At 50.5% G+C, this 12,525-nt stretch carries 10 protein-coding genes; 4 read left to right on the top strand and 6 right to left on the bottom strand.

Annotated elements, in window-relative coordinates; genetic code table 11:
• Positions 1-158 precede the first annotated feature (158 nt).
• Complete coding sequence (locus METTU_RS09105; protein ID WP_006891122.1) at positions 159-1,532, bottom strand: sensor histidine kinase N-terminal domain-containing protein; 1,374 nt, start codon at positions 1,530-1,532, stop codon at positions 159-161.
• Positions 1,525-2,199 (bottom strand): response regulator, encoded by a 675-nt coding sequence (locus METTU_RS09100; protein ID WP_006891121.1) that lies wholly within the window; start codon positions 2,197-2,199, stop codon positions 1,525-1,527. The genes METTU_RS09105 and METTU_RS09100 overlap by 8 nt, the downstream gene beginning before the upstream one ends.
• A 90-nt stretch (positions 2,200-2,289) precedes the next feature.
• Here METTU_RS09100 and METTU_RS09095 point away from each other — a divergent pair, with 90 nt between their 5' ends.
• The 4 genes from METTU_RS09095 to METTU_RS09080 all read left to right on the top strand — a co-directional run bounded on the left by METTU_RS09095 (position 2,290) and on the right by METTU_RS09080 (position 7,153).
• A complete protein-coding gene (locus tag METTU_RS09095) occupies positions 2,290-2,931 on the top strand; it encodes a carbonic anhydrase family protein (protein WP_006891120.1) in 642 nt (213 codons plus the stop codon).
• A gap of 97 nt (positions 2,932-3,028) precedes the next feature.
• Entirely contained in the window at positions 3,029-5,344 is a 2,316-nt protein-coding gene (locus METTU_RS09090; protein WP_006891119.1) for a SulP family inorganic anion transporter, read from the top strand.
• 402 nt (positions 5,345-5,746) lie between these two features.
• Positions 5,747-6,373: a DUF5610 domain-containing protein gene (locus METTU_RS09085; protein WP_006891118.1), complete on the top strand. Its 627-nt coding sequence runs from the start codon at positions 5,747-5,749 to the stop codon at positions 6,371-6,373.
• Between the two features lie 276 nt (positions 6,374-6,649).
• The gene (locus METTU_RS09080; protein WP_040580297.1) at positions 6,650-7,153 is read left to right on the top strand and encodes an RcnB family protein; all 504 of its coding nucleotides are present in this window, start codon (positions 6,650-6,652) and stop codon (positions 7,151-7,153) included.
• A gap of 213 nt (positions 7,154-7,366) precedes the next feature.
• Here METTU_RS09080 and METTU_RS09075 read toward each other — a convergent pair whose 3' ends face one another.
• The 4 genes from METTU_RS09075 to recC form a co-directional block, all read right to left on the bottom strand.
• Positions 7,367-7,870, bottom strand: a complete 504-nt coding sequence (locus METTU_RS09075) for a hypothetical protein (RefSeq protein ID WP_006891116.1) — start codon at positions 7,868-7,870, stop codon at positions 7,367-7,369.
• Positions 7,871-8,027: 157 nt separating this feature from the next.
• On the bottom strand, positions 8,028-8,486 hold the full coding sequence (locus tag METTU_RS09070) for a hypothetical protein (RefSeq protein ID WP_006891115.1): 459 nt from the start codon (positions 8,484-8,486) through the stop codon (positions 8,028-8,030).
• Between the two features lie 71 nt (positions 8,487-8,557).
• Entirely contained in the window at positions 8,558-9,088 is a 531-nt protein-coding gene (locus METTU_RS09065) for a hypothetical protein (protein ID WP_169624879.1), read from the bottom strand.
• 195 nt (positions 9,089-9,283) lie between these two features.
• The gene (gene recC, locus METTU_RS09060; RefSeq protein ID WP_006891113.1) at positions 9,284-12,517 is read right to left on the bottom strand and encodes an exodeoxyribonuclease V subunit gamma; all 3,234 of its coding nucleotides are present in this window, start codon (positions 12,515-12,517) and stop codon (positions 9,284-9,286) included.
• Positions 12,518-12,525 lie beyond the last annotated feature (8 nt).

Genomic DNA, 12,525 nt, shown 5'->3' with positions numbered 1-12,525 from the left:
AACCCCGTCCCTAACGTTTTGCGGGTCGCTGAGCTAAGTGGCTATACTCCATCAACTCAAAACATTCCGAACGGGGCAACATGCCCCGTCCGGCACTGGGGTCCAAACTATCTGAAGAATAAACTCAATTCGGTCCGCAACAGTCAACGGGTTTATTTTCACGGTTCCTTAAAAAACAGCTCGATTTGAGTGCCGCCTACCGCACTAAGGCGGTGTAACTCAAGCCGCGCCTTATGCAAATCGGCAATTTCCTTGACGATTGCCAGTCCCAATCCGCAACCGTCGCCGGGGCTTCCGGGGATGCGATAAAATCGTTCGAAAACTTTGCCCATTTCAACCTCAGGTATACCGGGTCCATCATCTTCGACGATCAGGCAGGGCGATGGGTAAGATTGGACTTTAACTATTATATTGCCCTGGTCATGACCGTAACAAATGGCGTTATCCAACAAGTTAGCCAGCAATTCCCGCAGCAGAACTTCATCGCCGCGCACATACAATGCCCGCTTAGAGCCTTCAAAACTAAGCTCCATATGCCGCTGCAACGCTTTAGGCACCCAGTCCATGCAGGTTTCTTTTGCCAGTTTGCATAAATCGACCGGCCGCAATTCATAATCGCCATCAATGGGTTCCGACCGGGCTAATATCAATAATTGCGTGGTCAGATGCGACATCCGGTCGGCGCTGCCTTGGATCTGTATCAGCGCAGGCTTCATTGCCGACAAGTCCTGTTCGCGCTGGGCACGTTCGACTTGCAGTTTCAGGCCCGCCAGCGGGGTGCGCAATTGGTGCGCGGCATTGGCAATAAAACGTTGCTGGGTGGCGATAGCTAAGCCCAAGCGTTCCAATAAATCATTAATGGTATCGGTCAGCGTCCGCACTTCCAAAAAAACATGCTGTTCTGGAATGGGCCGCAAATCACGCGACGAGCGCTGGGCGATTTCATTGGCTAAAGTGTGCAAGGGCCGCAAGCCGCGTTTTACGCCAACGACCAGATAAATGCCGGCCAACAAAACCAGCACCATCTGCGGCACCAGGTCGGCCAACAAAATATCCATCATCATGTTGCGCCGTTTATTCAAGGTCTCGGCAACGTGGACGAATACCTTTTCCGAGCTATGCTCAGGCGTAATCAACATAGACACCACCCTGACCGGTTCGCCATACATTTCGTCGTCAAAATAAACAGGCCGCGTCCAATCGGTTTCCACATCAAACGGCTCGGGTACGAATTTGTCGCCCGCCAGCATGCCTTGTTCTTCCGAGATGATTTTAAAATAGGTTTTGTCCGATTCATCCCATTTAAAAATCTCAAGTGCGGCCGGAGGCAATTCGACGATCACTTTGCCGTCGCGCACCTTGATTTCCTGGGTTAGCGACCGAGCGGAATCGAGCAGCCAGCGGTCGTAAGCCACGTCGACATGGTGCAAGGTGACAAAATAAGACAGCACCGACTCGACGCTGATAAAAAAAATCAACGGAACGGCCAAGCGTAAAAGAATCTCGGTTTTGAGACTGCGCTGTTTATTCATCATCCGACCTCTCCAGCAAATAACCGAGTCCGCGCACCGTCCTGATCACCGCGCCATAAGGTTCGATGCGTTTGCGCAAGCGATGTACGTAGATTTCAACAGCATTATCGGTCAGCGCGTCGCCATCCACGGCCAGACGTTGCGCTATGCGGTCTTTACTGACGACTTTTCCGGCCTGAATCAGCAGGATTTCCAGTACGCCGTATTCCCGCGCCGACAGGTTGATCGTCTGGCCGTCGACCAAAACCTGATGGTTATGGGTGTCCAGTGCCAAACGGCCGATCACAATATCGTTGCTAAAGCCCCCGTAACAACGCCGAATCAGCGCGTGAACCCTGGCTTCCAATTCCCGGAGCTCAAAGGGTTTGGTCATATAGTCGTCAGCGCCCTGTTCAATGCCGTTGATCCTGTCGTTGACGCCGTCGCGCGCCGTCAAAATCAAAATCGGCAACGGAATTTTCCTGCTGCGCAGTTTGCGCAGCAGTTCCAGCCCGTCCATATCCGGCAGCCCCAAATCCAGCACGATCAAATCGAAGCCTTGCGCCTGAAGCAGCTGATCCGCATAACCGCCGGTCGTGGCGGAAGTCACCGAATAACCGCTGCCGCTCAAGGTGTGCGTCAAGCCGTCAGCCAGAACGGCGTCGTCTTCTATCAATAAAATGTTCATGCACTCATGGTGTTGCGAAAGGTTGTTGAAAGGTTAAGGGGCTAGGATAAGCGTTACCAATCTACACAGTGATATACAAAATCCGAAAAAATGAAAACGTTAACTAAAGAATTACAAGCCGCCATTACTCCGGCTATGGCCTTGGACTTATTAAAAGAAGGCAATAAGCGCTTTGTAAACAACCTTAAAGTAAACCGCAACCTGTTGCAACAGGCGAATGAAACCTCCGACGGCCAACACCCGTTTGCGGTTATTTTAAGCTGCATAGATTCCCGCACATCGGTCGAGTTGATTTTCGATCAGGGCTTGGGCGACGTGCTGAGCGTACGCATTGCCGGAAATGTCATCAATGAAGATATTTTAGGCAGCATGGAATTCAGCTGCAAAATATTAGGGGCTAAGATAATCGTGGTTTTGGGGCACAGCAAATGCGGAGCGATAAAAGGCGCTTGCGATCACCTGGAAATGGGCAATCTGACTGCGCTGTTAAGCAAAATACTACCCGCTGTCTACGCTGAAAAATCCGTGACCAAAAACCGCGATTCCGACAACGAGGAATTTGTCGAAAAAGTAGCCGCGATTAATGTAAAAAAAACAGTGCATGCCATTATCGAGCGCAGTCCCATTTTAAAAGAAATGATTCTAAGCCGCGCGATTGAGATTATCGGCGGCAATCATGATATTGCCAGCGGCGAAGTCCGTTTTTATGACGACACTTTGATTGTTGGCTGATGTTACAGCCATTAAATCTACAACTGAAAGATACATCAGGCTATAAATAAAGCATGCACCTAAAAAACAGCACACCCCATTCACGAGGAAATCACCCATGATTTTGCAACGATTAAAGCTTTTCAACACCTTGTTTGACAGTCGCTGGGAGGATTTAACCCGCGAAACCTGGATACAGACGACCTATCGGGACTTTAGCGCCGGATTGATCGTAGCGCTGACCGCAATTCCGATGGCCATGGGTTTTTCAATGGCGATGGGGCTTCGTCCTGAGCAAGGCATTATTGCCGGTGCTTTGGCCTGTGCGGTAGGCCGAACCTGGGGCGGCTCCAAATATCAGGTTTACGGCCCTACCGCAGCCTTTATTCCGTTAATTGCCGGGCTAATGGCCAAGTACGGCGAAGCAGGCGGCGGCACCTTTCCGGAAGCCCATGGGTTTCTGGTGTTGGTGTCGATCATAGCCGGTGTGATATTAATGCTGATGGGCGTATTCGGCCTCGGCAAATACGCCAAACTGGTGCCGAATTCGATCGTCGTCGGTTTTACCGTCGGCATTGCGGCCGTTATCGCGCTGACCAATGTCGAGGATATTCTGGGCTTGGAAAACTTCAAGGACTTACTGGGCCAGGATGAGGACATAAAAGGCGGTATTTTGCATAATATTACGCTCGCCTTCTCTAATCTGGACAAAATAAACGGCTGGTCGGTACTGATAGGCTTGGGCACCTTTGTCTTGACCAAGTATCTGTTGCGCGTTTCGGTATTTATTCCGGCTCCGCTGATCGCTATCGCAACATCGACGGTGGTGGCGGCAACATTATTGGGCGATAAGGGGATTATCGTCGTCGGCGATATTTACGGCTCAATCCCTAACCATTTTTTCGTCTTTACGCCGCCTGTTCTGCCGGGCATGACTTCGGGCGTTATCATCGATATTATCTATTTCGCCTTAGCCATCGTCTTCGTTTCCGGGGTCGAGAGCCTGCTTTGTTCGTCGATGGCCGACCGTCTTGCCGATAACCGTAAAACCCCGTTCAATCCCGACAAGGAATTTTGGGGCCAGGGCTTGGTGCAAATTATTGTACCGCTGGTCAACGGCTTTCCCTGCACCGGCGCTCTGGCCCGGACTGCAACCAGTATCAAGGCCGGAGCCGTCACTCCGCTGGCGGGTTATTTCAAGGCGATCCTCAAACTGGCTTTGGCTTATTATATAGCCAGCTATCTGGAACTTGTCCCGATGGCCTGTATCGGCGGCATTTTACTGTGGGTGGCGAGCAATATGTTTAAACCGGCTGAAATCAAAGAAGTCTTGAAACACAATAAATTTCATGCAAGCTTGATGCTTTATACCGCGATTATGGTGCCCATGACCGACTTTCTGACCGGCGTTCTTTCCGCGTTGATTCTTTATGCCGTGCTGTTTAAATTTCTGGATAAACCGGTTAAGCGCGAAGAACATCTCGTGGAAATTACTGGCGAAGCGCAAAAAATCATGGCTTCGCCCGGACAATTTAATTGCGTTACCGTTCCCTTGTCGATGACCGATGAAGATGCTGAGTTACTGCATTATGCCTCCACGCTTGCAGCGCGGGACATTGCCAAGGAATTCCGTTTCGTGCATGTGATTCCGCCGCAAAAGCAACCGATGCGGCCAAAACAGGAAGAGTCCATCAAACAGCGCATTTACGATGAAGTCGAAAAATATTTCGATGCGGCTGCTATAGAAGAGGTGACATTAAGCGCTCACGTCATGAGCGGTGCATCGCGTCTCGACAAGCTGATTGAATATACGGTTACCTCCAACTCAGACCTGATTCTGCTGGGTCATCGTAAAAGCCGCACAGGGCAACGCTCGTTGGGCCGCCGCTTAGCGATGGTCACCAACGCCTCGGTCTGGATGGTACCTGAGGACACCGCCCGCGACATCAAGCGGATTATGGTTCCCATCGATTTTTCCCAGCCTTCGGCAGACAGTTTATCGCAGGCGACTGCGCTGGCGAAACTGCACGGCTTGAGCGAGATAACGGCGGTACATGTCTATTTCGACGATTCGACGGTACGCTACGAGGAGCATATTAGCGAGATCAAATGGCATGAGGTGCATGCCTTTGAGGAGTTCTTGTCCAATATCGATACGCACGGCATAACCATCAAACCTGATTTTGTCGAGAGCAGCATCCCAGCCAAGGCGATTTTGCGCAGAGCCAAGGAACTTGAAGCCGATCTGATCGTAATGAGTACCCGCGGTCACAGCAACGCGGTGACTATTCTGCTCGGCAGTGTAACCTCGGAACTGATGGCGGATTCGCCGATTCCAATTGTTGCCATTAAACATTTCGGCGATAAACTGGGCCTGTTTGATACTTTAATCGCCAACCGGTTCTGGGAACATTCCGAACCTAAAACCAGCTAAATCTTCCTTCAGCAAATACCGGCCTGTGACTATCAGGCCGGTATTCTTTTTGGGATATTGACCACAAACAAGTTGCGCATCTGCCGATTGTTCAGCCATTTTGTGTATGAGGATCCCTGTCCTTTGTCAGCAAAGCCAAGTTTATCGAGCATGACACTCTGGAAACAGTCGAGGATTTTCGGCTAGGCGCAGGATGGCGACATGACTGATTTATGCGGCAAGGAAAAGATAAAAAAACATGAGGCTTTAGCGGTGCCGTATGACCCGGTTAATTTATCCTGAAAAAAGACATTCAGTTTGTGTGTTAGTGGCCGATAATTACAGTGTAAATGTTTATTTTCTTCTGACAAAAGAAACTGAATACTTGTAACGTTAGCACTCACTTTGATGAGGGGAATGTCGATGGAAATTAAATCAGAACAACCGTCAAGCTACACGGTCAATGCCGCTAAAACGACCAAACAGGCCGGCGTACCGTCCGATATCCACGTATCGGAACAGGCGCACACAAAAAAAGCCGACGATGTGCAGGACTCGGCGGCGGTCACGACCAAAAAACAATTAAACCAAAGCATTTTACAAGCCTCTATGGATGTGAGCCTGAGCGCCGGCAACCAACCGATGGTCTTATTATTTAAGACTGCGATTGAAGGCGTTAACAAGGCGTTAGAGGGGCAACTTGGCCCCAACGCCATTCAACATGCCTATGAAGACGGTCTCGATGTATCGCCGCAAGCCACTGCTGATCGGATTGTACAAATGAGTACGGCTTTTTTTGATAAGTATCAGGCTAGCCATCCGGACTTAAGCACCGAAGACGCCCTAAGCTCATTCACAAAGGTGATTAGCGGCGGAATCGATAAAGGTTTTAAAGATGCTCGGGATATTTTGGAGGGTCTTAACGTATTAAAGGAAGGCAATATCGCCAACAATATTGACGCTACTTACGACTTAGTGCAAAAAGGTCTACAAGCCTTTGTGGATAATTATAAAAAACCGGAACAGACGAAGTCTGACGCTTCGGCATAAGGTTTGTGGCTATGCCAATTGGTGTGTATTGCGCGCACAAGGTTGGGCATAAAAGGCATGCTCAACAGGAATGGATGACAGGGCTAAAGCATAAGATATAGCTTCCCGGGCAGTTCGTCGTATTTTGTCAGGGTCTTTACCTATTGAATGACGGCATTATCGCCAGTAGTATTGCGTCCTAAGCAAACTTCAAAATTCGTTATCGCATTGCGCGCAAACAAGGCAGTGAGCAGATATTAACTTTCTTATGTGGATAAAATCATGCAGCAATTAACCTTGAAAACAAGTCACATCCTACCCCTTGTCATCGCCGGAATGCTGGCGACCGGCCCGGCGCTCGCCGACAAGCCTTCATGGGGCGGTCACGATAAAGCCGAAAAACATGAGCGGCGGGACAAGCAAAGCCATGACAGGGATCGCGATGATCGGTCGTTTCATCAAAGAGACGAGCACGACTTTAGAGGGCAGCGTTATTTCGACGACCGGCATCGAGTCGTCATCAATGATTACTATGCCGAACAGTTTCGCACCGGCCATTGTCCGCCGGGCCTCGCCAAAAAGCATAACGGTTGTGTTCCGCCCGGACAGGCAAAAAAGTGGCAGATAGGTTATCCGCTGCCGCGTAACGTGATTTACTACGATTTGCCGCCGGCGATCGTCATGCAGCTGGGGCCGCCACAGCCCGGCTACCGTTACGCGCGCGTGGATTCCGATATACTGTTAATCGCGATAGGGACGGGGTTGGTTGTGGATGCTATTTTGGGTTTGAGCGGGAATTAAAAATCGTCGTATTTAAAGGAGGGGCATTGCGCCCTTTTCGAAGTCCTACTGCACTGGAAATCTTGATACCCGAAACGGTTTGCCCGTTGGTTAACTTCATAGGCCGGAATAAGACCACTCAAGCGTAGCGCGAGGTGGCGTTTCCGGCCTACATGGCTGAGAGAGCTGGGAAAGAAATATAGAAAACCGAATTTTGATGTGCGGTGTGTGTAATCAATCGCGAAGCCATTTTTGCATGATGGGAAAAGGCTCGATGCCTAATTCCGCGGCCTTATTGTTGGTATAAGCCATATCGGCATCTTCAATGCCTTTGAAACCAATATAGACACCCACCCGAAAATTGAACAGCAACGATTGAGATGCTCCTTTATAGCCGTTATTGTGGAAGAGTATTTCATGATCGATTCCAAGAGCAACAACGGCGGCCCAAGACCAGGCAATCGCTTCGACTTCGTAGGAATTGCCGATTTCATCGATCTTTCCGACATTACCGGTAGCATAATGTCTCAGGTGACTTGGAACCATTGCGATATGCCCGGCTTCGTGGAGCAAATCGCCGGGGTAGAGTAATTTCTCTTCGTCAACCAGCAATTTTCCCTTTTCAATATAAATGCCGGGAATGAATGTCTCTTCACTAAATGGTTTTTCAATGACTTCGATGCCAACTTCCCGGATGAAGTCCACCATCTTTGCCGTTACCGAATTACAGAATGCCATGCGTTTTCCTAAAAATGTTTAATAGCTGCAAAATGTCGTGATAGTCGTTTAAATCGTAGGGTAAGGTGAACACAGTGAACCGCATCAATCGAGAGTAACGTAAAAGGTGCGGTTCGTTCCTTACCACACCCTACGGCCCTATTGCACCGGAAACGCATTACCGCGTTGACTTCATTATCTCAACCACGGAAATGGTGCTTGGAACCAAGCACTCTCCGCTAAAGGGCAATACATCACAGCATCTCTCCGACTGCTTTACTCTATAAGTACCCGGAAAGACTTCTGGGCAAATTTCTTGCGAATCACGCTCGATAAATAATGTCTTTATTGAGCCTTTTCTCCACGAACTAGGAGTTTTGTATCCTGATTTTTTCTGTTCAAAGCCAGAGGACTTAATTTTACCGACAATTAACGTGCCGACTATTGTCTCGCCCTGCTGTTGGATGTATTCGGGTTTTCCAGGAAACCAATCGATTTTGGATTTTGAAGCATCAAATTTCACTCCTTGGCATTGCTCAAACTCTATTTCGGCGGTTACCAGTGGCATGAATAGACACTTTGCGTTACAAACTCCGAGGAAACCTATGAAGAAAACAAGACCGATGATTACTCGCATTTTTCTCTATTATTGCCTAACGTGGAGCTAAGGAGCGGCGTGCTTTTGCGCAGTCCCACTTGAGCGCAGGGTTAGTAGCCATGCTTCTTCTCTAGCGCAGACATGAAGTTGAAAAGCTGTTCAATTAACCAAGTAACGTCACCATACAGTTCATCCCATAAATCGTCTGAAATCTGAAGGTCGGTGGAACTCTTTGGGTGCATAAGAAGATGGCGCTTTTTAAGAACGCGTTGCGCGCGATGCCACTCAGAGCCGCCGAAGTTTGGCGCGGGCTGCAACTCAAATAGTTTGTACGCAACACGAAGAGTGAGCTTTATGCGCTCGTTCGCATCGAAGTTACGCTCTGAACGGAGGACTTCCGTCTCTTTTTGACCGATTTCAGGTGCAATGCACTCGAAGCTGACCGCGCACATTTCGCGAAGACAATGTACGTAGCCTTCAATAAGCGACGCACTGACGCGAATGTAGTTGCGGCGCCAATGCTGCGAGTCGGATTCACCATCAAGTAAGGCCAATAGGTCTTTCTGCAAGATGTCTGACAGCGCGAAGTAATTGTTAAACGCGGCATCCATTCGTTCTTGCGGCGAGAGTGGCGTATTCATGGCGGCTAACATAATATATACGACATAGATTGTCTTATAAAAAACCTATTTTGTCGTATATCCCTCATCATTCCATCCAATTGATTGTTTTGCTTGGGTCGAGTATAAAACAACAGAATATGGCATACAAACAAAAACAACCCAGCTTCCGCGCTTAAAAAGTTGATGGGCGGCGGGATTGAGGCTGATTTGTTTTTAATGCGTTGAATCCCAAACCGGCTGCAACAAACTTTGGCATTGCAACTCAAACGACTCACCCAGCACCGGCCCCAAGTCCGCCACATTGCCGTAAAGCCGCCTGAGTTCCGGCTCGTAGGGTTGCTCTACGGCTCTGGACAATTGCTCGATTGCGGCATCCAACGCCGACTTTGAGGCGCGGCTGCTGGCTTTCAGCTTGTGGGCCTGTTTGATGTAGGCCATGGCCGGTTCGACAAAAAACGCATCGGGCTGTTTTCGGCCTAGCCGGTATATTTCTATCAATGCGCTCAGCTGCTCCGGCTGGCAATGTTCGGGCATAAATTCCAAGTCCTCATCGGTGCTGAGCAAAAACGACGACTGCGGCTGAACTGCGTTAATGATGAGGTGATGCAGCAACGCACAGACAAAATCCTTGCCCTTAAGATCGGCGTAGCGATAAAACAGGCTGCCGTGTTGATAAAGGTTGCCGAGCTTGCCGACCAAGCGGTAGCCGTTGATGCTTATGTCTACCGGTAAATCGTCCAACGGCTCGCCCAGGTTTTTGGCTTTGATTCGTTCGACAAAGCCATTAATTACCTGCTGCTGTCGGTCGAACTCCAGCTCTCCCGGCACTCCCGCCAACCACCGACCTTGGGCCTGCAGTTTTTTTACCGCGACCGGTTTGCCGTTTAGCGCCTCGTGTATCCATTCATGATAAATAGCGTAACCCTCCAGCTTGGCGACAGAAAACGGCTCACGCTCTTCGGCATCGGCTTCCATGCCGCTAAAGCGTAAATCCATTTGTCGCTGCATGAAGTGACGTTGAGGATGCCGGAAGAAACTGAACAATTCGCTTAGCTCGATGACTTCGGTTTCCTCGGTTTCTGGGGGGAGGGCGCCTTGCCACCACAAGTCAGCTTGGGCGACCGGCCGGTCGCCCCTACGGGACAATGCCCTGGCGGTTTCGCAATCGGCTTCGGAAAAGCTGAATACATCCGAAGTTCCGTCGAAATAACGCCGACTGAATGGCTGTAGCGGGTGCCGGGTAATCAAGTCGCCGCCGCGCTGCAAAACCTCCAGCAATTCGCTGATCACCACCGACGGCGGAATGGCGTCGTTGTGGCTGATCGACTGGCCGATGTAGGTCATAATCAGCTGCTGTCTGGCCGACAACAGGATTTCCAGGAACTGATAGCGGTCATCGCTGCGGCGCGAGCGGTCGCCTTTGCGAAAGTGTTGGGCCAGCAAGTCAAAGGTCGGGTTACGGTCGATTTTGGGGAACTCGCCGTCATTCATGCCCAACAGCGCAATCACTTTGAACGGAATAGACCGCATCGGCAGCATCGAACAAAAGGTCAGCTGGCCGCGCAAAAAACCGTTGGATGATTTGCGCTCGGCGACCATGCCTTCCAGCCAGCTGATAATCACTTGCAGCTCGACATCGTCATTGTGCACGGCGGCCAGCTCGGCGGATAATTCCGCCAGCAGTTCGTTAAGCTGCTGGCGTTCGACCGGTTCCGCAGCCGCCAATAACTGGTCGGCGTAATAATAAAGCTGTGTGCTCCAGTTTTTTAGCGGTTTCGCCTGTTTGAGTTCCTTGCCGGCTTTAAACAACAGCTGCATAAAATCGCACAAGCCGCCCAAGGCCAGCGCCGAGGAGCCTTCAATATCCCGATAAGGCAATACGTCGGCAACAAAATCCTGATCGCTGCCTACCGCATAGCCCATCAGCAACCGGTCCAGCGTCGCCTGCCAGGTGTTTTCGCTCAGTTCGGGGAGGCCGAGTTCTTGCTTGTGTTGCGCCGACTTGCCCCAGCGCACATGGGTATCCTGAACCCAGTGATTGATCAGCTCCAGGTCGACCTCGGACAAGCCGAAACCCGGATACACCACCGGCTGCTCCAGTAAATCCAGCACTGTCTGCCAGCCGAAACGGCTTTGGCTTAAGTCCAAAAAGCGGATGAAGGCGTCCAGCGCGTTGTTGCTCAGGCGCAAGCTGCGGTCGGCGATGGCATGTTGGATGTCGTCGAACACGGCGGAAATAAACGGCTCGTACACCTGAATATCAGGCGCCATCACCACAATGTCGCGCAGCTCCAGCGTCGGGTCGTTTTCCAGTCCTTGCAGCAGCTGGTTTTTTAACACTTCCACCTCGCGCATTCGGGAGTGGCAGGCATGAATGCTGATCGAGTCGTCTTTTTGAAGCGGCTGTTCATCCAGGCTATTATTTAAAATACCGTTTTGCAGCCGTTGCAGATTATTTTGCGCCTCGCTCAGCTCAAAGCTTTCCGGTTCCAAATCGAATTGCGCCTGCTCCAGCAACATCTCCTGAAACTCGCGCCCCTGTTGGCCTAATGTCGATAACAAGGGATGGCCGGTAAAATTTTCGTCGTTCGCTCTCTGCCGTTTGCTGGCCAGATCGGCCCAAAAATCCTGTGCCGGATTGAGTAAATAAAGATGCAGTTGGCAATGTTTGGACAGGCCTTCCAAATAACTTAAAAATAACGGCGGCATGGTATTAAGTCCGAACACCGAAATCCGCTCCGGCAATTGCGCGCTAAACGCGCCTTCTTCTGCGGCATTCAACTTGGCGATTACATCCAGCCATAACGAGCCCCGGTGCTTGTTGCCGGTCTGCTCGGTTATTTGCAGCCACACTGCTTGTTGCCAGCGTTCGGTTGCCGTTTGATGCAGCAATTGGCCCTTTTGCCAGGCCGCCAGCATATCCGGCCGCATCATCTGGTATTGGTCGAAAATCTGCGCCAGCTGCTGGGCCAGCTGGTAGCGTTTTAAGGCGACATTTTCGCCGGACAGGTATTGCGTTAACGGCAAAAACACCTCGCCGTCCAATCGGTCGCATCGGTTCCCTACCGATTGCGACACTTCTGACCTCCAGGGAGGGAGGAAATGCCGAGGACTGCCGGGAGCAGTCTCGGCCGTCATCCCTGGCAGTCGACGCAGCAACGCTTCAATCCGCCAGAGCATTAAATTACGCTCGAAAGCCGCATCGCTTAAGCGGCTGTCGATGTTCTGCGCCAGAGAGCTGAAAAACTTGCCGGGAAATAAAAACTCGTAATTCCCCCAGACTTTAAATTGACTGGCTAACTGCTGCGATAACCACCGTTCCATGCCCTGGCTTTGAATCAAGAAGACTTCCTTGGCAAAAGGCGATGCCAGCGCCGAGTTCTCAATGACGGCGGTCAGGTGAAAGACCAGGTTTTCGGTTTTATTGGAGCTGTGCAGGATGAACATGAGGGCTT

Source organism: Methylobacter tundripaludum SV96 (genome assembly GCF_000190755.2).
Lineage (GTDB): Bacteria > Pseudomonadota > Gammaproteobacteria > Methylococcales > Methylomonadaceae > Methylobacter_A > Methylobacter_A tundripaludum.
This window is presented reverse-complemented; position numbering and strand designations above follow the sequence as displayed.